This window comes from Caulobacter sp. FG7, from assembly GCF_057808875.1.
This window is the reverse complement of the sequence record NZ_JBMDIW010000037.1, coordinates 1-21,941: the sequence shown is the minus strand read 5'-3', so window position 1 is coordinate 21,941 and position 21,941 is coordinate 1. Positions and strand designations below refer to the sequence as shown.

Here is a 21,941-nt window from a genome sequence, read left to right as displayed (position 1 = left end):
CGGCCCTCCGGGCCACCTCCCCCAGAGGGGGAGGATCTAAGAGCGCCGAACTAGATGCTCCCCCTTTTGGGGGAGCTGTCGCGAAGCGACTGAGGGGGGCTTACGCCGCCCCGACGTACTTCAGCAACGTGACCATGTTCTCGATGTAGCTGCCCGTCGAGATCCCGATCTTCGGCTTGTCGGTCACGTAGGGCGAGGTGTCGCTCGCGTCGCCTACGTGGGTGCGGCTGAAGTCGCCCGGGGCCGGGGTGGGCGAGCCGTCGCCGATATAGGGGTTGCTGGTCGCCTTCAGCTCGGTCGGCCACCAGCCGGCCTCGTTGAGCGCGGCGATCAGGCCCGCGGCCTTGTCGGGCGCGCCCGCCGCCGCATCGCCCTTCAGCGCGCCGACGTTCAGGTCCGAAACCGAGACATCCTTGAGCGTGTAGTATCTCGGCAGCGCCTGGCGGCCGCCCTTCAGCGGCGAGGCCTTGCTGGCGACCTCGGGCGGGGTGGCCTTCAGCGTCTCCAGCCGCTTGCGCAGCGCCGGGATGTTGACCCCCCGGAACGAGGAGTAGTGCGCCACGGTGTTCTCGGGGTTGTCGTCGACATAGTAGCGGCCGTTGACGACGTTGCTGCCGGTGCGGTGCACGAACAGAGGCTTGTTCGTGCCGATCTCGACGAAGGTCGGGAACTGGCGGCCCTTCTGGTATTCGACCGGCAGCTTGGTGGTTTCCAGCCAGTCCAGCGCCTCGGAAAGGCGCGCCAGGTACTTCGGATCGCCGGTCAGTTCGTAGAAGCCCATGCAGGCGGTGATGTTGGCCGCCGTGGTGTGGGTGGCGAAGGCCTCGGGCTCGTAGGTGCGCGCGCCGGACGGCTTGAGGTCGGAGACCTTGTGCTGCAGGCCCCAGCCGGCCTGGGGCAGGGGCTGCTGGCAGGCGACGAAGCAGTCCATGGCCTTCTTCACGGCCGGCAGCACGCGCGGATCGCCCAGCGCCTGCCAGACCATCAGCAGGAACTCGATGTTCTCGCCGGCCACGTCGTCGTTGAAGGTGATGTAGCCGGTGTAGTCGGGCCGGCCGTGGTGGTGGAACTCGTCCTTCAGCGGGAAGCGCTGGGGCCAGCCGCCGACCGGATACTGGCTGTCGAGAACGAACTGGATGGCCTTGTCGAGCGCCGGCTTGAAGGCCGCATCCTTCTTCTCGACATAGAGCCGCAGCAGGAACTGCGAGCTTTCGGCCGTGCCGGCGTCGTCGAAGGTGGCGTTGCCGTAGTAGTGCTGGAATTCCTCGAGCCGCCAGCCGTTCTTGCCGATGGTGTCGTACCACTTCCTGATCGACTGCTCGCCGGCCAGGTCGCCCAGGTAGTTCCAGCCGCCGGCCGGGTGCTGGATCTTGATCAGGGCGCCGGCCACCTGCTTGGCGGCCTCGTAGTAATATTCGTCGCCGGTGGCGTGATAGGCGTCGAGGAACAAGTGGCCCATGGTCGCCGTGCCGGGCGGCTGCACCCAGATCATCGTCGGATAGGCCTCCATCTCGCCCCAGCGGCGCGAGAAGTCGGGCAGGTAGCTCCAGACATAGCCGCCCTGGTAGGCGACCTTTTCGACCATGAAGGTCGTCGCCCGCTTCATCGTCGCCAGCGCCGCTTCCTTGCTCGGCGCCTCGGCCGCCAGGGCCTTGAAGGGCGCCAGGCCCGCCGAGGCGGCGAAGGCGGCCGCGGTGGTCGCCAGCAGGCGGCGGCGGGAGAGGGGGCTGAGCGGCATCGACGCGATAACTCCAGAGCGGGCGGGCGCGACGCGGGGACGCAGGCGGCAGGGTCCGGAGGCTGGTCGCGATGCTCGTTTCCAAGCTGCGCCTTGGTTTCCTTCCCCGTCGAGGCTGGCGGCCTCGAATCCTTGCCGCCGTTGGCCCGGCGCGCGTTTGGACGACACAATGTCCACCGGTGTCATGCTTGGCAAGCGCCCTGTTGGCGAGACGGCGCCAAATTTCCCCTGAGACGTGTGCGACAGGCCGTCGCGTTGTCTCGGGAGGCGATATCCAACAAATGACCGCCATCGGTTCATGAGGCGACGCCGCCGCGCCGGAGAGGCAGCGGGCGACGCCGTCCTGTTGGGGAACAGGACGACACCCCCGGGTCCTATGGCCCGGGGGTGTTTTCATATGTGCTGTCGCACCTAACCAGCTGAGAGCGTTAACGAAACCCTTCGGCCTGCGTCGCGCGGTCGCATGGAGAACGACGTTCATTCGCAGTAAAGAATCGACCCATGCCGAGCCAAAACGATCATCTCAGGGAAGCCGAACGGCTGGAGCGTCAGGCCGAGATCGCCGACAGCGCCCACGCCCGCGAAGCCCTTCGCCGCATGGCCCAGACCTCGCGGATCACCGCCGCCATGGTCGGACTGATGGAAGCCTGCGCCGAGGACGCGCCCGCCGGCGCCTGTTGAGGCGGCTCGGCGCTACGCGTTCCTGACGACCGTCGCGGCCTCGCGCAACTTCGGCTCCGCCTGGAGCCGGGCGACGGAGGGGGCATGGGGCAGGAGCTCATGGACGATGGCGTGCTGGCCAGCGCCGGCGCCTATTTCCACAGCGTGCTGGAAGCCAGCCAGGACTGCATCCGTGTCATCAGTCGCGACGGGCTGATCGAATACATGAACGTGCGCGGCCGCGAGCTGTTCGAGATCGACGATTTCGAGGGCCGCAATCGCGATCGCTACTGGCCCGACATGTGGCCGCCCGAAAGCCGCCCCGCGGTCGAGGACGCCTTGAACAAGGCCCTGGCCGGCGGCTCCTCGTCGTTCCGCGCCCTGTGCCCCACCGCCAGGGGCAATGTCCGCTGGTGGGACACCACCGTCTCGCCGGTGCTGGACGAGGCGGGCCGGGTGGTGCGGGTGCTGGCCGCCTCGCGCGACGTCACCGCCGCCATGCTGGCCGAGCGCCACCGCCAGCTGCTGGTCAACGAGCTCAATCATCGGGTCAAGAACACCCTGGCCATCGTCCAGTCGATCGCCGCCCAGTCGCTGCGCAACGCCGGCGTCGATCCGGCCGTGCGGCGGGCCTTCGAGGGCCGGCTGATGGCTATCGCCGCCACCCACAACGTGCTGACCGACGAGAACTGGGCCGCCGCCAGCCTGCGCCAGATCGTCGAGGGCTCCCTGCGCCCCTATCGCAACGCCGACCACGAAGTGCTGGTCGACGGACCCGACCTGATGGTCTCGCCCAAGCCGGCGGTGGTCATGGCTCTCGCCTTTCACGAACTGGCGATCAACGCCCTGAAGTACGGCGCCCTGTCGGTTCCCGGCGGCGAGGTCGAGGTGCGATGGACCTCGCAGCCCGGCGCGCGCCTCCTGGTCACCTGGACCGAGCGCGGCGGCCCGCCGGTGGCGCGGCCCTCGCGGCGCGGCTTCGGCTCGCGGATCATCGAACTGGCCCTGGCCAGCGAACTGGACGGAGAGGTCGAGCTCGACTACCGCCCCGAGGGCCTGGTCTGCACCCTCCGCGCGCCCCTGGCGGCGCTCGACCGGGTGGACGCCTTCATGGCGCTGCAGGCCTGAGGGCGGGATCGGCGACCCTCGCCTGAGACGAAAACCTCGTCCTTCGACAGGCTCAGGATGAGGTTTTTCGACCGCCGCAAGCCGACGAGTTGTCCTCATCCTGAGCCTGTCGAAGGACGAGGGCCACGCGCCGGGCTGGGCAACCTCCAGCCTGCTGTGACGCTTTCCTGCCGCAAGTTCTTGCCATTCAGGCGAGGGCTGAAACAGGAAACGGGGGCCGAGTGGCCGATTTCGACTGGCGATCCTGGACGGTGAAGGCGCGGCATGCAGCCCTGACCGCGACCGCCTTCGTCGCCGCCAGGGCGCGCGGCCTCGTCGCCTTCGTCCGTCGCCATCCGCGCTGGATGGGTTTCTTCGGCCTGATTTTCGCCGCCCTGCTGGCCGCCTTCGTCTGGATCGGCGTCAGCCTGCCGCTGTCGCGCTCGCTGGAGCCGCTGGACAGTCCTGCCGTCGTGCTGCTGGACGCCCAGGGCAAGCCCTTCGCCCGACGCGGGGCCTACAAGGAGGCGCCTGTCGTCGTCTCCCAACTGCCGGCCTATGTGCCGAATGCCTTCATCGCCATCGAGGATCGGCGTTTCCGCCGCCACTTCGGCCTGGATCTCTGGGGCATGGGCCGGGCGGCGGCGGTCAACATCAAGGCCGGCAAGGCTCGCGAGGGCGCCAGCACCATCACCCAGCAACTGGCCAAGAACGCCTTCCTCAGCAACGAGCGTACGCTTCGCCGCAAGGCGCAGGAGGCGGTGATCGCCGTCTGGCTGGAACTGCGCCTGTCGAAGGACGAGATCCTCGCCCGCTACCTGTCGAGCATCTATTTCGGCGACGGGGTCTATGGCCTGGGCGCGGCCTCGCGGCACTATTTCGGCCGCCCGCCCGAGAAGCTGACCCTTGGCCAGGCCGCAATCCTGGCCGGTATGGTCAATGCGCCCAGCCGCCTGGATCCCGTCGACAACCCCAAGGCCGCCGCCGCCCGCGCCGACCGGGTGCTGGCCGACATGGTCGAGGTCAAGTTCATCAGCGCCGAGCAGGCCGCCAATGCCCACGGCGCCCGCGCGCGAGCCACGCGGGCCAGCCTGCCGGTCGGCGGCTATTTCGCCGACTGGGTCTCGCCGCAGATCGCCGACGCCTTCGAGACCGCCCGCTATGGCGAGGTCCGGGTTCCCACCACCCTGGACGGCCGGCTGCAGCGCCGCGCCGAGCAGGCGGTCAACAACGCCCTGGCCAAGTCGGGAACCCGGCTGAAGGCGGGGCAGGCGGCCCTGGTCGCCATGCGCCCCGACGGCAAGGTGGTGGCCATGGTCGGCGGCCGCTCCTACGCCAAGAGCCAGTTCAACCGCGCCGTCCAGGCCAAGCGCCAGCCGGGCAGCGCCTTCAAGCTGTTCGTCTACCTGGCCGCCCTGCGCGACGGGGCCCGGCCCGACATGCGGGTGGTCGGCGATCCGGTCACCATCAATGGCTGGACGCCCAGGAACTATGAGGGCGGTACGGGAACCGACCTGACCCTGCGCGACGCCTTCGCCCAGTCCAACAACGTCATCGCCGCCCGCATCTGGCAGACGGCCGGCGGCGAGGCGGTGGTGCAGGCCGCGCGTGATCTCGGCATCAACTCGCCGCTGAAGGCGACCGACGCCAGCCTGTCGCTGGGCGCGGCCGAGACCACGTTGCTGGAGCTGACCAGCGCCTACGCCGCCGTCGCCTCGGGCCACATGCCGGTCGCGCCCTACGGCCGGCCGCGCAAGGACGGCGAGGCGCCGCCGCCCAGCCGGCCGCTCGACACCGCCCAGCGCGCGGCGCTCTACGAACTGCTCGGCGCGGTGGTCGAGGAAGGCACCGGCCGCGCCGCGCGCACCGGCCAGCTGACCTATGGCAAGACCGGCACCACCCAGGAGCACCGCGACGCCGTCTTCGTCGGCTTCACCGGCGACCTGGTGGTCGGGGTGTGGGTCGGCAACGACGATCACTCGCCGATGAACGGCGTCACCGGCGGCGGCCTGCCGGCCCAGATCTGGCGCGACTTCGTCGGCCAGGGCCTGAAGGCCGGCCTGATCGCCCGCGACCGCGCCCCGGTTCCGCGCGTGCAGCCGCCGTCGGAAGAGGACGGTCTGGAGCGTGAACTGGAACAGGACCTCGGCGGCATCCCGCGCTGGCTGCGGCGGATCTTCGGCGGGTGATATCTCAAGATCCTCCCCCTGAAGGGGGAGGTGGCCCGAAGGGCCGGAGGGGGGAAGTTCCCGGTGTAGTCGGGCCGGCTATAAAATCCCGCTTCCCTCGCCCTCGTGGCGAGGGCCCATGCCGGCCGCTGCTCAAATCTAGCTAGAGCTCGAAAGGTCGGAGCAGGCTGAACCATGGATCCTCGCCACGAGGGCGAGGAAGGCGGATTTGCTTGCGGTGACTAGGTGAGGGGGCTGCAGGCGCCTACCGGCAAACCTCCACGCACTTGCGCGCCAAGGCTTGGGTCGCATCCACGAACGGCACGGTCAGGTCGTGCTGGCCCATGACCAGCGGCACTTCCGTGCAGCCCGCCACCACGGCCTGCGCGCCCAGTCCCACCAGCCGATGGGACAGCGCCGCCATCGTCTGGCGCGAGGCCGCCGACAGGTCGCCGCGCTTGATGCGGTAGAGCAGGGCCATGAACTCGACCTGTTCGTGGTCGCCCAGCGTCACGGCCTCCAGCCCCAGGTGCGCCAGGCGGTCGCGATAGATCGACAGCGCGCCGGCCGTGCCCAGCACGCCGATGCGGGTCGCGCCATCCACGCGGGCGGCTTCGACCGCCGTTTCCGGCAGGTCGATCAGCGGCAGGCCGCTGGACTTCACCTCATCGGCGAAGGCGTGGGCGGTGTTGCAGGCGATGGCCAGAACTTCGGCGCCGGCGTCGCGCAGGCCCGCGGCCATGGCCGCCAGCACCGGACCGGCCGCGTCGCCGTCGGTGTTGCGGTCGGGGATCTTGGGATTGATGTCGACCAGCACCCGGATGTGGTCCTGCTCGCGCACCACCGGGGTCGCCGCCTGCAACTTGGCCAGGAAGTCGAGGGTGGCGGCCGGACCCATGCCGCCCAGCACGCCGAGGACCTTGCTCATCGGGTATCTCCTAGCCGGCGCCTTGCGTGGCCCACGTCCTTCGACAGGCTCAGGATGAGGACCAGATCCAGCGCCGTAGTTCAGTAGAAAACCTCATCCTGAGCCTGTCGAAGGACGTGGTTTTCGGTTCCTCAGCCCAGCGCCGGTTCCAGCACCGACTGGTAGCCGAACAGCCCCTGGGCGCCGCCGGTGTGCAGGAACACCACCCGCTCGTTCTTGAACGTTCCCTTGCGGGCCTGGTCGATCAGGCCCTTCATCGCCTTGCCCGAATAGACCGGATCCAGCAGCAGGCCTTCCGTCCGTGCGGCCAGCGCCAGGGCGTCGATCACGCCCTGGTCGACCAGGCCGTAGCCTTCGCCCACATAGTCGCAATCGGCCACGACCGCCTCGCGCCGCACCCGGCCGGCCGCGCCGATGGTCTCGGCGGTGGCGACGGCCAGGTTGAAGACGTTCTCTTCCTGCTTGGCCTTGGGCGCGCGCACGCCGAAGCCGAGGATGGGGATGTCGACTGAAAGCGCCGCGAAGCCGGCCACAAGGCCCGCATGGGTGCCGGCGCTGCCGGTGGCGGTGACCAGGCGGTCGATCTTCAGGTCCAGGCCGTCGGCCTGTACGACCAGTTCGCGGGCGCAGTCGACATAGCCCAGGGCGCCCACCGTGTTGGAGCCGCCGCCGGGGATCACATAGGGGTTGCCGCCGCGCCGGCGGACGATCTCGGCGGTGGCTTCCAGCTCTTCGTTCATGTCGGTTCCGCCCGGCACGAAGCGGATCGAAGCGCCCATCAGCCGGTCGAGCAGCACATTGCCGTTGCCCATGTAGTCGCTGGCCTTGGAGCCCGTGCGCTCCTCGAGGATCACTTCGGTCGCAAGGCCGTAGCGGGCGCCGGCCGCGATGGTCTGGCGCACGTGGTTGGACTGCACCGCGCCTTGCGTCACCAGGGTGTCGGCGCCCAGGGCCAGGGCCTCGCCGAGCAGGAATTCCAGCTTGCGGGTCTTGTTGCCGCCGCCGGCCAGGCCCGTGCAGTCGTCGCGCTTGACCCAGAGGTCGACGCCGAGTTCCGCGCCCAGGCGGGGCAGGGGCTCCAGCGGCGTCGGCAGGTGGGCGAAGCGGGCGCGGGGAAAGCGGGCCAGGTGCATGCGGGAACTCCGATCCGGACGCCTGGAGATAGGCCGCGCGAGGGCGGCTGGCAAAGCGTTTCGGCGAGGCGTCGGGCCCAAACGGTGCTATGCTGGCGCTCGCCTGGCGGCCTCGACGTCGGCGGGCGCAAAAAGCCTGTCCCCGCGTACCCGCGGCTTGGTTTTCCCCATCCCCGCGGGCCCGTCGGAAGGCCGGGCGGACGTTGGGAGAAAACGCATGAATGCCAAGATCCTCAAGTCTCGGCCGCCGCCGCGCATCGCTCGCTCCGGCGCCAGGATGCTGCGCGGCTGGATCCTCGGCGTCGCCGTTCTGGCGATGCTGCCCCCGGCTGCGAACGCGGCGGGTTCGGTGCTGATCATCGGCGGCGGCATCGCCAAGGACTGCTCCGAGGCCGTGATCCGGGGGCGCTACGACGACGACACCATGCGGCTGTGCACCACGGCGCTGGAGGTCGAGACCCTGTCGATGGGCGACCGGGCCCGCACCCTGGTCAATCGCGGCGTGATCCAGCTGCGGCGCCAGGCCTATGTCGAGGCGCGGGCCGATTTCGACGCGGCCGGCCGCATCGAGCCGAAGCTGGGCGAGGTCTATGTCAACCGGGGCGCGGCCCTGGTGGCCGAGGATCGCTTCGCCGAGGGGCTGAGCGAGATCGACCGGGGCCTGGCCCTGGGCGTCAAGCAGCCCGAGCGCGCCTATTACAACCGCGCCCTGGCCCACGAGAACCTCGGCGACGTCAAGGCGGCCTATTACGACTTCCAGCGCGCGGCCGAGCTCGATCCGAAATGGACGGCGCCGAAGGAAGAGCTGGCGCGTTTCTCGTTCAAGAGCCGCTGAGGCCGCGCTTTTCCGGCGCGCGGGGCGGCGACGGAGGCGTGGCATGAAGCTGTTGTTGGCGGGAGCGGTCGCGACGGGCCTGGCGATGGCGGCGGGGTCGGCGAGCGCCCAGACGGATGCTGGCCTGGCCCAGCAGCGCGCGGCCGCCCGGATGGAGATCGAGACCCTGCGCCAGGAGCAGATGGCGCAGGCCCGGCAGGCCCAGGCCGCCCGCGACCACGCGGCGGCCGCCCAGACCCTGCGCTCGCTGCAGGCGCAGGGGGCGAGCGCCGGCCAGCCCTACCGGCCGCCGCCGGCCGAGGTGCTGCCCGAGCGGGGCGATCCGTCGGCGGGCCTGTCGCTGCGTCTGGACGAACTGGACCGCTTGACCGACGCGCGGCTGGCGCGGAGCAATGAGGTGCTGCGGGCCATCAAGCCCGCTTCGGAACGCTAGAGGGTCTTGCGCGCATGGAATGGGAAGGCGGCCGGCAGTCCGGCAATATCGAGGACCGGCGCGGCCTGGGACCCGTGGCCGCGGCCGGCGGCGGCATCGGCGCCCTGGTGCTGGCGGCGGTGGGCTATTTCGTGTTCGGGGTCGATCCGCAGACCACGCTGAACGCCGTCGAGGGCGCGCAGGCGCCGACGGCCCAGCAGCAGGAGGGCCGTCGCGGCTCGGTGCAGGATGAGGGCGGCCGCTTCGTCGACGTCATCGAGACGTCCAACACCGACGTCTGGGGTCCGATCTTCGCCCGTTCGGGCGGCCGCTACGTCCCGCCGACCTCGGTCGTGCTCTATGACGACCAGACCGGCACCGGCTGCGGCCTGGGCCAGTCGGCGATGGGGCCGTTCTATTGCCCGGCCGACCGCAAGGTCTATCTCGACCTCAGCTTCTGGAACGAGCTGGAGAGCCGGTTCGGGGCCAAGGGCGAGTTCGCCCGCGCCTACGTCATCAGCCACGAGATCGGCCACCACATCCAGAACCAGCTGGGCGCCACCCGCCAGGCCGACCGCCTGGGCCGTCGCGGCGCCGAAAGCGGCTCGGTGCGGCTGGAGCTGCAGGCCGACTGCTACGCCGGGGTCTGGGCCCGCCACGCGCCCGAGGTCTCCAGCATCCGCATCACCCGCGCCGACGTCGAGGACGGCCTGGGCGCGGCCGCCGCCGTCGGCGACGACGCTATCCAGTCCAAGGCGCAGGGACGGGTGATGCCCGACAGCTTCACCCACGGCACCAGCGAGCAGCGCATGCGCTGGTTCGGCAAGGGCTACGACGCCGGCAAGCCCGCCGCCTGCGACACCTTCGCGACGGACGATCTTTAGTCGCCGCTAGGGAGGAGACGATGGGCGAGAGGGAAGTGACGGCGGTCGACATGGCCCGCGCCGCCGGTGTCGACCCGAAACGTTTCAGGCAGAAGCTGCGCGAAGCCCGACTGGCCTGGCACACGCACAATGCTCCGTGGCGTGTGGTCGAGGGCGACGCGCATCACGAGCAGATGCAGGCCGTCCTGAAGCGCATGGTGAAGGCGTCCTGACGAACGTCGCTCGTCGCCCTTGACCCGCGCGTCAATCCTCCTAGTGTCCGCCCTGTTCACCGGGGGGTCGCTGTCGCGGCTGAGATTGGGCTTGAGCCCTGACCCGTCGAACCTGATCCGGGTCATGCCGGCGAAGGGAGGGAACGCGGCCTGGGAGCGTATAGTCCAGGCCGTAAGACCGACTTAGCTCGACACGTCCGGGTCTCTTCAGTGCTTGAGGAGCCCGCAACATGAACGCCCAAACCCCCATCCTGCCGGCGACTGGCGACGTCGCCACCGGCCCCGTGCCGGGATCGCGCAAGGTCTACCAGGCCGGCGAGATCTTCCCCGACATCCGCGTGCCGTTCCGCGAGGTGGCCGTCCACCCGTCGGCCAACGAGCCGCCGGTGACGATCTACGACCCGTCCGGTCCCTACACCGACCCGAACGCGACGATCGACATCGCCAAGGGCCTGGACCGCGCCCGCGACGCCTGGGTGGTCACCCGCGGCGACGTCGAGGTGGTGGCCAATCCGCGCGAGGTGAAGCCCGAGGACAACGGCTTCGCCCAGGGCAAGCACCTGGCCCCGCAGTTCCCCGACAACGGCCGCAAGATCTTCCGCGGCACGCAAGGCAAGCTGGTCACCCAGCTGGAATACGCCCGCGCCGGGATCATCACCGCCGAGATGGAATACGTCGCCATCCGCGAGAACCTGCGCCGCGAGCAGACCCGTCCGTGCGTGCGCGACGGCGAGGACTTCGGCGCCTCGATCCCCGACTTCGTGACGCCCGAGTTCGTGCGCCAGGAAGTGGCCCGCGGACGCGCCATCATCCCGGCCAACATCAACCACGGCGAACTGGAGCCGATGGCCATCGGCCGCAACTTCCTGGTCAAGATCAACGCCAACATCGGCAACTCGGCCGTGCTCGGCACCGTCGCCGAGGAAGTCGACAAGATGGTCTGGGCCACCCGCTGGGGCGCCGACACGGTCATGGACCTGTCGACGGGCCGCAACATCCACAACATCCGCGACTGGATCATCCGCAACAGCGCCGTGCCGATCGGCACCGTGCCGATCTACCAGGCGCTGGAAAAGGTCGGCGGCGTGGCCGAGGACCTGAACTGGGAGGTCTTCCGCGACACCCTGATCGAGCAGGCCGAGCAGGGCGTCGACTACTTCACGATCCACGCCGGCGTACGCCTTCCCTTCGTGCCGATGACCGCCAAGCGCGTGACCGGCATCGTGTCGCGCGGCGGCTCGATCATGGCCAAGTGGTGCCTGGCCCACCACAAGGAGAACTTCCTCTACGAGCGCTTCGACGAGATCTGCGAGATCATGCGCGCCTACGACGTGTCGTTCTCTCTGGGCGACGGCCTGCGGCCGGGCTCGACCGCCGACGCCAACGACGAGGCCCAGTTCTCGGAACTGCGCACCCTGGGCGAGCTGACCAAGGTGGCCTGGAACCACGGCGTGCAGGTGATGATCGAGGGGCCGGGCCACGTGGCCATGCACAAGATCAAGGCCAACATGGAAGAGCAGCTCAAGCACTGCCACGAGGCCCCCTTCTACACGCTTGGTCCGTTGACGACGGACATCGCCCCTGGCTACGACCACATCACCTCGGCGATCGGGGCGGCGATGATCGGCTGGTTCGGCACGGCGATGCTCTGCTACGTCACGCCCAAGGAGCACCTGGGCCTGCCCGACCGCAACGACGTCAAGGTCGGGGTGGTCACCTACAAGCTGGCCGCCCACGCCGCCGACCTCGCCAAGGGCCACCCAGGCGCCTCGATGCGCGACGACGCCATCAGCCGCGCGCGCTTCGAGTTCCGCTGGGAAGACCAGTTCAACCTCGGCCTCGACCCCGAGACGGCCCAGGCCTTCCACGACGAGACCCTGCCCAAGGAGGCGCACAAGACCGCGCACTTCTGCTCGATGTGCGGCCCGAAGTTCTGTTCGATGAAGATCAGCCAGGAAGTCCGCGACTTCGCCGCCGCCCAGGCGCCGAACACGGCCGAACTGGGCATGGCCGAAATGAGCGAGAAGTTCCGCGAGCAGGGGTCTGAGATCTACCTGAAGACGGAATAGGGACGGCTTTCCAGAAGTCGTTTTCGCGATGAAGTTGACGGGGCTCGGTTCTTGGGAACCGGGCCCTTGTCATGTGGAGGCTCATGCCGACCGTCCTGATCATCGCCGGACCGAACGGAGCGGGCAAAACGACCTTCGCCAATGCTCTGCTGGCGCGTCGGCGCGAGCCATTCGAGTTCGTCAACGCGGATGAGATCGCTCGTCGGATGGGCTTAAGTTCCCTGGATGCGGCAACCCACATCCTTGCTGGACGACAGATGTTGGGTCTGCTCGACACCTTGACCTTGGACCGACGTGACATAGCGCTGGAGACGACGCTGGCGAGCCGTTCATACGCCCGCCGCATCCAGCAATGGCGGCGCAGCGGCTACCGAGTGGAACTAGTCTATCTACGCTTGCCCACGGTGGCGGACTCTTTGGGTCGCGTGCGTCGACGCGTCGAGATGGGCGGCCACGATATTCCTGAGGAAGACATCCGCCGACGGTTTCCTCGAAGCCTTCGTTATCTCGATGAGATCTACAAGCCCTTGGTAGATGCTTGGCAGGTCTGGCTTAGTGGCGAGATGGGCCTCGAACTGTTAGACTCTTCGTCATGAACCAGCGCACCGATATCAAGCTTGTCGAGGAGGCCTTGAAGGAGGCGGCCTGGAAAGCGCGCCACGGTACGCGGGACGAGCGCGCGGGCAAGTTTCTCGGAAAGCAAACGGCTGTCGAAAGAGCGATCGCCGTGCTTCAGAAGAAATCCGGCGGCTAGGCTCTGGCTGACCCACGGGCATTGAAGATCCTCGTCGGTGTCGCCCTGACGGCGGCGCTGCTTCATGTCGCGCCAGCGGCCGCAACTCCGGCCGGTTTCCGACCTGTCGCCGAGGCCGACGTCGTCGCCGAACCCCTGCGAGGCGTCTGGAAGTCCCGCGGCTACGGCTGGATCGTGCGGTTCGACGCTTCTGGCCCCAGCCTCTATCACCTGGCCGGCGAGGATTGCTGGCGGGATCCGAGGCCGCAGGGCGATCCCGACGGCGTGCTGAAGCTGTGGCGGCCTGTCGGCGGCGCGATCGAGACGGCGGGCGAGACCGGCGGCACGGTCTATCGCTTCGACCGGCTGAAGGCCCTTCCGGGGGCCTGCGCCGAGGCCCGACCGTGGACGCAGCAACGGACCCTGACCGCCGTCGCCGACACCTTCGCCGCCTACTATCCGCTCTCCAGGGAGCGCGGCCTCGACTGGACCGTCCGGCGAAGCGCGGCCTTCGCCGCCTTGGGCAAGACGCCCGACGACGAGGCGCTGTGGAAGGCGCTGGCCGTGCTGTTGCGCGGCATCGACGACGCCCACGTGGAGCTGGATGGCCTGATCGAGAGCCGGAGGCGCACCCGGCGGCTGGGCGAGGCGGCTGTGCTGCTGCGGGCCAAGGCCGCGCCCGGGGGCGAGGCGGCCTGGGGACGAGCCTGGCGGGCGCAGGTGCTGGCCGCGCCCCTGGGCGTGCGCGAGGCGGCCGGCGGTCGCATCCTGTGGGGCCGCAAGGGCGAGGTCGGCTATCTGGCTCTGACCGCCATGGGCGGCTTCGACCCCAAGGCCGGCGACGACGACACGGCGCTGCTCGACGCGACGCTGGACGAGGCCATTGACGCCTTCGCCGGCGCCAGGGCGGTGATCGTCGACGTCAGCGACAATCGCGGCGGCTATGACGTGGTCGCCCGCCGGATCGCCGCGCGCTTCGCCGATCGCCGGCGCGAGGTCGGGTCCAAGGTCGCAGTCGGCGGCGACGGCGTCGCCCAGACGCTGTTCATTACGCCGTCCGACCGCCCGCGCTATCTCGGGCCCGTCTGGCTGCTGACCAGCCAGGTCACGGTCAGCGCCGGCGAGACCTTCACCCTGTCGATGCGGGCCTTGCCCAATGTGCGCCAGGCGGGCGAGACCACGCGCGGGGCGCTGTCGGACCAGCTGCAGAAGCCGCTGCCGAACGGCTGGCGCTTCGCCCTGCCGGCCGAGGTGCATCGCGACGCCGGCGGCCAGATAGTGGAAGGGCTGGGGATCGTCCCCCAGGTTCCGCTGCCGGTCTTTCCGCCGGATGATCCGCCCAGTGCCCCGCAAGGCCACGCCAGGGCGCTGGACCGCGTGCTCGACCTGATCGGCGGACGCTGAACTTTTCGAGGCGCCCGTGTCGGGCCTCTCCGCGTTGAAACGTCCTAAGGGGGCCAACAACGATCCAAGGGAGGATCCCATGACCTATGTCGACGGTTTCGTGCTCGCCGTGCCCAAGGCCAATGTCGAGGCCTACAAGGAGATGGCGACCCTGGCGGGCTCGATCTGGATGGAGTTGGGCGCGCTGTCCTATGTCGAGGCCATCGCCGACGACGTGCCCTACGGCGAACTCACCTCGTTCCCCCGCGCCGTCCAGCTGAAGGACGACGAGATCACCGTGTTCTCGTGGATCACCTACGACAGCAAGGCCAAGCGCGACGAGGTGATGGCCAAGGTGATGCAGGACGAGCGCCTCAAGCCGTACATGGACAACATGCCCTTCGACGGAAAGCGCATGATCTTCGGCGGCTTCGAGACCATCGTCGAGCGCTGAAGCCCCGGCCGTGGAACGCCGGCGGCCCGGCCGGCATTCCACGGTCATGCTCGAACTGATCCTCGACCTATGCAATCTCGTCGGCGGCTTCCTGCTGGCGATCGGCCTTCTGGCTCTGCTGCCCAGGGCGGGCGACGACCTGGGGCGGTTCGCCGCGCGACTGGCGCCGTTCGGCTGGATCGTCGGGATCGCGGCCCTGGTCTGCGGCGGCTATTTCCTGATCGTGCACCTGGTCTCTGGGCCGCACGTCTTCCACTTCGAGATCGTCGGGCTCGCCGTCGGCGTCCTGCTGCTGTGGGACCGCCTGCGGGCCGGCGCGGTGGCGCGCCGCCTGGGCGGATCCGGAGACCTGCCGGCCAGCGGCGCGCAAGGGGCGGGACTGGTCTTGGCGATCTTCGGGATCATCGCCATGATCGTCGGGTTGCAGGGACTGCTGACGCCCGATTGACGGGTAACGACCGCTTAAGGGGCGAGGCGCAGACTCAGCGGCCAGAACGATGCGGTCAGGGAGGCCGTCATGTCGTCTACCGTCACGTCCAGCACGCGTCGCTTCAGCGACCATTTCGAGCCGCAGGACATCGATCCCCAGGAGCAGCGCCGCCTGCGCGGCCACCTTGAGCAGATCGACTACACGGCCTTTCTCTCCAATCGAGAGATCATGGCCCAGGCCCTGGGACGGCTGGACGCCGGCCATTTCCAGAAGCTGGCCGTGTCCACGGCCCAGGCCCGGGCGCGCTGGGCGGCCATGGCGCTGGCCATAGGCCAGTCGGGCCGCGCGCCGGACGCCGCCGAGGTCGAGAAGCTGGCTGGCCTGCGCCTGGCCTATGACGAGCTGTCGGCCGCCTACGAGGCCCTGCGCCGAATGGTCGAGCGCGGCTATGTCGCCTACGGCCCCGTCGCGCCCTGAATTGTCGCGCCCTGAACAGTCACGTCTGAGCAGTCACGTTTTCGGAAAACGGGTTCGCGTCGGGAGAAGACTGGGGGGAAGGGGCCTTCTCCCGACGCGTCCGCCATGGAGCGCCACAACCCTGCCGGAGGTTGTGCGCGGGCGGTTCGGGCCGTCGCCTAGGGAGCGCCGTCCGAGCGAGTCGCCGCACCTGCGGCCTCGAATTGACCATGCTCTTTATAGTTGTGCCGAGCAATCCATTTTTTCCACCGAGGGTCGAAGTTCCGCCGGGGAAAGCTTTGCCTTGCATTTGGGCGCCCCTGCGAGAGGCGTCCAGCCGTCTATGGCAGGCGATCGCCGCGATGCAGCGGGTCGGGCAGGGGATCGCCGGCCTTCACGAACTGCAGCGACACCGAGTTGATGCAGTAGCGCAGGCGGGTCGGCGCCGGGCCGTCGGGAAAGACGTGGCCCTGGTGGCTGTCGCAGCGCGCGCAGCGGGTCTCGATGCGCACCATGCCGTAGGAGGTGTCGCGCACGGCCTTGACGTGGTCCTCGTCGAACGGCGCGTAGAAGCTGGGCCAGCCGGTGCCGCTCTCGAACTTGGTCTCGTGCTTGAACAGCGGCAGGCCGCACAGCCGGCAGCCGTAGACGCCGGGGCTTTTTTCGCCCAGCAGGCCGCCGCAGAACGGCGCCTCGGTGCCGTGGTGCAGCAGGACGCGGGCCTCCTCGGCGGTCAGGTCGCCTTCCAGGCGTTCGCGCTCGGCTTCGGTGGGCGGGGTCAGGTCGAAACCTGTGGAAGAGAGGGTGGCGGCTTGGGTCATGCGTGCCAATCTAGGGGCTCGCACGGCCCGCCGGTAGGGCAGGCCGCATCAAGGGACGGGAACCGCATGATCACCTCGACCACTCCGTACGTCGCCGAGCGCGAGACCGTGGCCACCCTGGGCGTCGTCTCGGGCGAGGCGATCATCGGCGCGCACATCTTCCGCGACCTGTTCGCCGGCATCACCAACATCATCGGCGGCCGCGCCGGCGGCTACGAGAAGGCCCTGCGCGAGGCGCGCGACATCGCCCTGCAGGAAATGATCGACGAGGCCCGCCGCCAGGGCGCCGACGCCGTGGTGGGCGTGGATCTCGACTACGAGGCCCTTGGCGCCGACAACGGCATGCTGATGGTCACCGCCGCCGGCACCGCCGTGAAGCTGCGCTGATGACGATCGCCGTCGCCTTCCTCCAGCCCGGCTGGGCCGACTGGGAAGCCGGTCCCGTGCTGGCGTCCTTGCGTGAATATTTCGGCGTCCAGATCGAGATCGCCACCCCCACTGGTGATCCCGAGACCTCGATCGGCGGGATCCTGGCCGCCGCCGACTACCGGTTCGACGATCCGGTGCTGTCGGACGCCGACGCCTATCTGCTGATCGGCTCCGAGGCCTGGCAGGGGTACGAGAACGACGCGGTGTTCAGCCTGCTGCGCCAGGCCCACGCCGACGGCAAGATCGTCGCCGGCATCTGCGGGGCGACCATCGCCCTGGCCAAGGCCGGCCTGCTGGCGGGCAAGGCCCACACCTCCAACGGCAAGGACTGGCTGGCCGAGCAGGCCCCCGGCTACGCCGGCGCCGAAGGCTATGTCGAAAGCCCCCGCGCGGTGGTCGACGGCAGGATCGTCACCGCCGCCGGCTCGGCCCCGGTCACCTTCTCGGCCGAGGTCACCCGGCTGATCGCGCCGGAAGCCTCCGAGCGCCTGGACGGCTACGTGGCGATGTTCGCCCGCGAGTTCGGCCAGGGCTGAGGCCCTGCGTCACCCTCGTCCTTCGACAGGCTCAGGACGAGGGTGATTGCCGACGCGGACTTGAGTTCCTCATCCTGAGCTTGTCGAAGGACGAGAAGCTCACTCACTTCACCGCCGCCGCGCTCGCCCGGGCCAGGACGCCGTCCTGCTCGGGCGTGGCGCCGGCCACGCCGACCGCCCCGACGATCCTGCCCTCGACCAGCAGCAACTCGCCGCCCTCGATGGCCAGGGCGCCGTTGGAGATGGCGTTGAGGTTGCCGCCCTTCACCGCGTCCTGGAACGCCTTGGTCGGCCGGCGATAGGCGGTGGCGGTCTCGGCCTTGCGGCGCGAGACCTCCGGGGCCGAGTAAGAGGCCCCGTCCATCTTCCAGACCAGAACCGGCTGTCCGTTCGGCTCGACCACCGTGATGGCCACGGCGACGCCGGCCTTGGCCGCCTCGGCCTCGGCGGCGGCGGCCACGGCCTTGGCCTCCTTCAGCGTGACGTTGCGGCCATAGGGCTCGGCCGCCCAGGCGGTGGAGGCCGCCAGCAGGCCGGCGGCGATCAGTGCGATACGGATCATGGCAGCTTCACCTCGTCGTTGAGGGCGGTGATCTGCGGCTGGTCGCTGACGATGCGCAGCCGCAGTTCCGACGGCCTGGCGCCGGCGGGGATCTTCAGGCGGGCGGTGTGGACCTTGGGCAGCAGGTCCCTGGGCGCGGCCAGGGCCGGGACGGCGGCGCTGGCCAGCACCTTGCCCGAGGCGTCGACCAGTTCCAGCTTCGAGGCCGTCGCGTCCTGGGCGCCGAGGCTGTGGACCTTGGCGGTGACCGCCGAGCCCTTCACCGTCACGTCGCCGCGGCCGATGCCGAGATCGGCGCGCTGGGCGGGATCGTCGCCCGGCGTCGCCAGGGCCATGTCGATGATCGTGGTCTGGCCCGGCTGCAGCACCACGCTGACGCTCTTGGTGCGCTCGAAGGCGACCTGCCGCGTCTCGCCCGCACTGTCGATGGCGTCGTCGCCCGTGGTGTCGATCCCTTGCGTCAGCGTCCACTGGCCGGGCGCGACCATCCAGCCTGTCATGGTCGCCGTCACCGGCTTGTCCGACAGGTTGTAGGCCACGACCTTGAAGCCTTTGGCCGTCCCGTCCTTGACCAGGATGGCCACGTCCTCGCCCCCGACGGCTTTCGAGCCGCCGCCCTCGAAGCGCCAGCTGACCAGGTGGCCCGGCGTCATCTGGCCGCGCTTGTTGGCGATGCCGCCCAGGCGCGAGCGTTGCAGCACGTCGGACGGGATCTCCACCCGGTCCGACCACCAGTGGCCGTCGGTGTGCATATACATGTGCTGGTCGGCCCACTGGATCTCGTCGGCATAGGCCTTTTCGAGCCAGGTCTTGTCGCCGGTCAGGCTCCAGGCGGCGAAGCGCTCCATAGGCCCGCCCTTGGCGGCCGATTTGACGATGGCGTCCTTGTTGGCGTCGCCCAGGTTCAGCATCGACAGGGCGTTGTCGTTGAGGTCGTTCAGCGATTTGACCCCGTTCTTGCCGATCCGCCACTGGATCGGGGCCAGGTACTTGGGCTCCCCCGTCCAGCGCCAGGCCTGCCAGAAGATCTGGAACGGCCCGCCCGCGCCCGAGCCCTGCAGCACCGTGCCGCCGCGCTCGGCGTCCGTGCGCCAGTTGATTTCGTTGGGATAGGAGCCGTCGGCCTTGGCGTGGGCCAGATAGCCGTCGGCCAGGCCCAGCACGATGTCGCGGGCGGTCTGGTCGCGGTTGTAGTCGCCGATCAGGATCGCCGGGTGCACCACGCCGAACGAATAGGGCTTCTGCCACTCCCACGGGCCTTCGCGGTAGGAGATCGAGCCGCTGTACCAGTTGGTGTTGAAGTGGACGTGGCCGGCCGGATTGCGATCGATGATCCCCGGCAGGGCCTTCACCGTCGTGAACAGCCGCTCGACGGCCAGCGGGTCGCCGTAGTCGAGATACATCGCCTCGCTGTTGGAGTTGATGCCCTCCTCGTAGGCGTGCAGCTCGTCGGTGGCGATGGTCGACAGGCCGTTCGTGAACATGCCGTTGCGGTAGACCGCGTCGGTCAGCAGGTTCAGCGAACCCTTCACCTTGTCGGGATCGACGCCCATCAGCGCCAGGCCCGGCCATTGCTGCAGAAGGTCGGTGTCGTCCGACAGGCCGCCGCCGAAGTCGCCGTACGGAACCTGGCGCTCGTCGATCCACCAGTTGATGAACTTGGCCACCCGCTTGAGGTCTTCGGTCTGGCGGAAGGCCCACAGCGGCACGCCGTCAGGCGCCTTGGGCTGCTCGAAGGCCGGCCAGCCCTGGCTGCCATAGGTGATGTCGCCCCAGTATTCGCGGCCTTCCTTGTGGTCTGGATCCACGCGCAGCAGGTCGGAGATGTCGGCGTAGAGACGGCGATAGAGGCCCTGGCGCTTGGAGGTGGTGTGCTCTTCCACCAGGAAGGCCCAGTTGTCCTTCACCTGGTTGAAGCGGTCGGCCACGTGCTCGGCCTTGGCCTCCTCGCGGGCCTTGAACACCAGCCGCACCTTGGCCCCGTCCAGCGCCTTGGGCCCGAACTCGGCGCTGTCGGCGGCGATGGTCAGGTAGAGGCTGTCGGCGGTCAGGACCCGGTCGCGCAGGTCCAGCCACAGGGTGCGGGCCTGCCCGGCCTTCACCGAGACCGAGACGTCGATCATGTTGCGGCCCGGCCAGATCGGGTCCTTGACCTGGATGTTCAGCGGGATCGTGGTCCCTGCGGCGCCGGGCAGGGCGGGGATGTCGAGCGCGATCCCGTCCAGGCCGTCGCGGGCGTTCTCCCAGCCATAGGCCCAGTTGCGGGCCAGGGCTTGCGCGGCTGGCGCGTCGCCGAAGCCCGACGGGATCATCACGTGGACGATCGGCAGGCCGGGCGCGGAGAGATCGGCGGCGGGGCGCTTGCGCTGCGGGGCAGCGTCCGGAATGGCCACCACCGTCGCCCGCTCGCCGGCCGGGAAGCGCCCGGCGACATAGGCGTTGAGGTCGGAGAGGTTCAGATAGTCCGGCGCCACCTCGGCGCGGACCGTGTAGTTCATCTTGAAGACGCCGTCGGGCTCCTTGCCGGACGAGACGTCATAGGCCCAGAGCTCCTGGATCGGGGTTTCCTGGTCGGTGTTGGTGAAGGTCAGCACGCCGCCCTTCAGCGGCTGGGCCAGGGTGGTCACCGAGCGGTAGAGGCCCTTGGGCCGCACGCCGATCTTCGTACCCTTTTCACCGGCCTTCGCGGCCCAGGTCAGGTCGCCATAGGCCGTGCCCTGGATCTCCAGGCGGCTGATCGGCTCGTCGGGCAGGGCCAGCGTCAGCGCCTTGCCGCCCTCGACATAGGTGTTCCAGTCCGGCAGCGGGAAATAGTCGTCGCGGCCCTCCAGGCGCGAGCGGTTGTAGACGCCGGGCCAGGTGGTCTCGGGGATGCCGTCGTTGGCCCGCCACATCCATTCCTTGATGTCCTTGGCGTCTGTGAACTCGACCTTGCGGATGCGGGTGGCCGGATCGGTCAGCAGGGGCGGGGCCTCGCCCGTCCAGCCGTGGCGCAGGCGCCAGGCCGCGCGCGTGGCCGGATCCTCCAGCGTCGGGACCGGGGCGGCGGCGGGGAGAGCCTCGTTGCGGGCCAGGGCGGCGACGCCGGCGGCGTCCAGCGCGCGGTCGTAGACGCGGATCTCGTCAAGATCCCCGCCGCGCAGGAAGTTGTAGCGGCTCTGCACCTGGTGCGGGGCGATCACCCGGCCGGCGATGCCGAATTGGTCCAGGCCCGCGTCATAGACCCGCTTGGCCTCCTTCTTCGCCACGGGCTTGCCGTCGACGAACAGCTGCACGCCGGTCTGTTCGTCCCAGGTGAAGGCCAGATGCGTCCAGGCGTCGGCGGTCGGCGGCTTGTCGAGCTTGAACGAGACGCGGGTGCGCGCCAGGCCGTTGTCGGTGACGAAGGCGTCGAAGCCGTGGCCGTTCCAGTCGATGCGGAGGAACGCCATGTCCCAGCTGGTGTGGTCGGCGTAGCCGACGCGGAAGATCACGAAGGGCGCGACGCCGACCGGATATCCCGAGCGCCAGAAGAACGACAGCGTGCCGCGCTGGGCCTGGATGTTGCCTGGCGCGTTCCAGGCCAGGATGCCGTCGTCCTGGGCCGAGAGGGCGGGGCCGGCCTTGCCGGTGGGGATCACCGCCACCTTGTCGGCGAAGTTGGGGATGGCGTCGCCGGCGGCGTAGTCGGCCTTCAGGCCCTTGTCGCCGGAAACGTGGAAGAGGAGGGCGGGTTCGGCAGGGGCGGCCGCCGAGGCCGCGCCGGCGGCGGCGATTACCGAGAAGGCCGAAGCCAGAAAGAGCGCCGATTTCACTACGCTTCACTCCCTAGTCGTTCTTATTGGAAACCGGTGTCATGGTTCCTGCGACGCTTTTAGCGCGGGCGGCTCGCGTTGCAAACCGGCCTTGGCCTGATACGCCTAGAGGAGGGCATGCGCTGCGCGAGATGCTCCCCCTCTGGGGGAGCTGTCGCGAAGCGACTGAGGGGGCCGCCGAAGGCGGTGCTGGGGGG

The 21,941-nt window shown here is 69.3% G+C and carries 22 protein-coding genes and 1 riboswitch; of the genes, 16 read left to right on the top strand and 6 right to left on the bottom strand.

Going from position 1 to position 21,941, the window contains the following annotated elements; all coding sequences use genetic code 11:
- Window positions 1-100 precede the first annotated feature (100 nt).
- Window positions 101-1,738, bottom strand: a complete 1,638-nt coding sequence (locus tag ACODR1_RS22415) for a pectate lyase (RefSeq protein ID WP_488882413.1) — start codon at window positions 1,736-1,738, stop codon at window positions 101-103.
- A 501-nt stretch (window positions 1,739-2,239) separates the two neighbouring features.
- Here ACODR1_RS22415 and ACODR1_RS22410 point away from each other — a divergent pair.
- The 3 genes from ACODR1_RS22410 to ACODR1_RS22400 all read left to right on the top strand — a co-directional run bounded on the left by ACODR1_RS22410 (window position 2,240) and on the right by ACODR1_RS22400 (window position 5,694).
- A complete protein-coding gene (locus ACODR1_RS22410; RefSeq protein ID WP_101719805.1) occupies window positions 2,240-2,419 on the top strand; it encodes a hypothetical protein in 180 nt (59 codons plus the stop codon).
- Window positions 2,420-2,503: 84 nt separating this feature from the next.
- The gene (locus tag ACODR1_RS22405; RefSeq protein ID WP_488882412.1) at window positions 2,504-3,526 is read left to right on the top strand and encodes a sensor histidine kinase; all 1,023 of its coding nucleotides are present in this window, start codon (window positions 2,504-2,506) and stop codon (window positions 3,524-3,526) included.
- 221 nt (window positions 3,527-3,747) lie between these two features.
- Window positions 3,748-5,694 (top strand): transglycosylase domain-containing protein, encoded by a 1,947-nt coding sequence (locus ACODR1_RS22400; protein ID WP_488882411.1) that lies wholly within the window; start codon window positions 3,748-3,750, stop codon window positions 5,692-5,694.
- A 244-nt stretch (window positions 5,695-5,938) separates the two neighbouring features.
- On the opposite strand, the gene cuyB is transcribed toward ACODR1_RS22400, so the two are convergent.
- Both cuyB and cuyA read right to left on the bottom strand, forming a co-directional pair.
- On the bottom strand, window positions 5,939-6,601 hold the full coding sequence (gene cuyB, locus ACODR1_RS22395; protein WP_488882410.1) for a cysteate racemase: 663 nt from the start codon (window positions 6,599-6,601) through the stop codon (window positions 5,939-5,941).
- 131 nt (window positions 6,602-6,732) lie between these two features.
- On the bottom strand, window positions 6,733-7,734 hold the full coding sequence (gene cuyA, locus ACODR1_RS22390; protein WP_488882409.1) for a D-cysteate sulfo-lyase: 1,002 nt from the start codon (window positions 7,732-7,734) through the stop codon (window positions 6,733-6,735).
- Window positions 7,735-7,951: 217 nt separating this feature from the next.
- On the opposite strand from cuyA, the gene ACODR1_RS22385 reads away from it, so the two are divergent.
- The 11 genes from ACODR1_RS22385 (at window position 7,952) to ACODR1_RS22335 (ending at window position 15,623) form a co-directional block, all read left to right on the top strand.
- A complete protein-coding gene (locus ACODR1_RS22385; protein WP_488882408.1) occupies window positions 7,952-8,569 on the top strand; it encodes a tetratricopeptide repeat protein in 618 nt (205 codons plus the stop codon).
- 43 nt (window positions 8,570-8,612) lie between these two features.
- Complete coding sequence (locus ACODR1_RS22380; protein ID WP_488882407.1) at window positions 8,613-9,002, top strand: hypothetical protein; 390 nt, start codon at window positions 8,613-8,615, stop codon at window positions 9,000-9,002.
- A gap of 14 nt (window positions 9,003-9,016) precedes the next feature.
- A complete protein-coding gene (gene ypfJ / locus ACODR1_RS22375) occupies window positions 9,017-9,865 on the top strand; it encodes a KPN_02809 family neutral zinc metallopeptidase (RefSeq protein WP_488882406.1) in 849 nt (282 codons plus the stop codon).
- Between the two features lie 20 nt (window positions 9,866-9,885).
- On the top strand, window positions 9,886-10,077 hold the full coding sequence (locus ACODR1_RS22370) for a hypothetical protein (RefSeq protein WP_488882405.1): 192 nt from the start codon (window positions 9,886-9,888) through the stop codon (window positions 10,075-10,077).
- Window positions 10,078-10,127: 50 nt separating this feature from the next.
- Window positions 10,128-10,233: riboswitch (TPP riboswitch) on the top strand.
- A gap of 74 nt (window positions 10,234-10,307) precedes the next feature.
- Window positions 10,308-12,146 carry a phosphomethylpyrimidine synthase ThiC gene (gene thiC, locus ACODR1_RS22365; RefSeq protein WP_488882404.1) on the top strand — a complete coding sequence of 613 codons (1,839 nt, stop codon included), beginning with the start codon at window positions 10,308-10,310 and terminating at the stop codon, window positions 12,144-12,146.
- 83 nt (window positions 12,147-12,229) lie between these two features.
- A complete protein-coding gene (locus tag ACODR1_RS22360; RefSeq protein ID WP_488882403.1) occupies window positions 12,230-12,742 on the top strand; it encodes an ATPase in 513 nt (170 codons plus the stop codon).
- Complete coding sequence (locus ACODR1_RS22355) at window positions 12,739-12,900, top strand: hypothetical protein (RefSeq protein WP_488882402.1); 162 nt, start codon at window positions 12,739-12,741, stop codon at window positions 12,898-12,900. The genes ACODR1_RS22360 and ACODR1_RS22355 overlap by 4 nt, the downstream gene beginning before the upstream one ends.
- Window positions 12,901-12,921: 21 nt before the next feature.
- The gene (locus tag ACODR1_RS22350; RefSeq protein WP_488882401.1) at window positions 12,922-14,283 is read left to right on the top strand and encodes a S41 family peptidase; all 1,362 of its coding nucleotides are present in this window, start codon (window positions 12,922-12,924) and stop codon (window positions 14,281-14,283) included.
- 79 nt (window positions 14,284-14,362) lie between these two features.
- Window positions 14,363-14,716: a DUF1428 domain-containing protein gene (locus ACODR1_RS22345; RefSeq protein WP_488882400.1), complete on the top strand. Its 354-nt coding sequence runs from the start codon at window positions 14,363-14,365 to the stop codon at window positions 14,714-14,716.
- Between the two features lie 10 nt (window positions 14,717-14,726).
- Window positions 14,727-15,164: a hypothetical protein gene (locus ACODR1_RS22340; protein WP_488882399.1), complete on the top strand. Its 438-nt coding sequence runs from the start codon at window positions 14,727-14,729 to the stop codon at window positions 15,162-15,164.
- 69 nt (window positions 15,165-15,233) lie between these two features.
- The gene (locus ACODR1_RS22335) at window positions 15,234-15,623 is read left to right on the top strand and encodes a hypothetical protein (protein WP_488882398.1); all 390 of its coding nucleotides are present in this window, start codon (window positions 15,234-15,236) and stop codon (window positions 15,621-15,623) included.
- A gap of 320 nt (window positions 15,624-15,943) precedes the next feature.
- Here ACODR1_RS22335 and msrB read toward each other — a convergent pair whose 3' ends face one another.
- The gene (msrB, locus tag ACODR1_RS22330) at window positions 15,944-16,423 is read right to left on the bottom strand and encodes a peptide-methionine (R)-S-oxide reductase MsrB (protein WP_101719817.1); all 480 of its coding nucleotides are present in this window, start codon (window positions 16,421-16,423) and stop codon (window positions 15,944-15,946) included.
- Window positions 16,424-16,489: 66 nt separating this feature from the next.
- Between msrB and ACODR1_RS22325 the strand changes: the two genes are divergently transcribed.
- Together ACODR1_RS22325 and ACODR1_RS22320 are read left to right on the top strand one after the other, a co-directional pair.
- The gene (locus ACODR1_RS22325) at window positions 16,490-16,810 is read left to right on the top strand and encodes a heavy metal-binding domain-containing protein (RefSeq protein ID WP_058349561.1); all 321 of its coding nucleotides are present in this window, start codon (window positions 16,490-16,492) and stop codon (window positions 16,808-16,810) included.
- On the top strand, window positions 16,810-17,388 hold the full coding sequence (locus ACODR1_RS22320) for a type 1 glutamine amidotransferase family protein (protein WP_488882397.1): 579 nt from the start codon (window positions 16,810-16,812) through the stop codon (window positions 17,386-17,388). The genes ACODR1_RS22325 and ACODR1_RS22320 overlap by 1 nt, the downstream gene beginning before the upstream one ends.
- Before the next feature lie 103 nt (window positions 17,389-17,491).
- On the opposite strand, the gene ACODR1_RS22315 is transcribed toward ACODR1_RS22320, so the two are convergent.
- Together ACODR1_RS22315 and ACODR1_RS22310 are read right to left on the bottom strand one after the other, a co-directional pair.
- Complete coding sequence (locus tag ACODR1_RS22315) at window positions 17,492-17,950, bottom strand: GlcG/HbpS family heme-binding protein (protein ID WP_488882396.1); 459 nt, start codon at window positions 17,948-17,950, stop codon at window positions 17,492-17,494.
- Complete coding sequence (locus ACODR1_RS22310; protein WP_488882395.1) at window positions 17,947-21,744, bottom strand: LamG-like jellyroll fold domain-containing protein; 3,798 nt, start codon at window positions 21,742-21,744, stop codon at window positions 17,947-17,949. Before ACODR1_RS22310 ends, ACODR1_RS22315 begins: the two co-directional genes overlap by 4 nt.
- Between the last annotated feature and the right edge of the window lie 197 nt (window positions 21,745-21,941).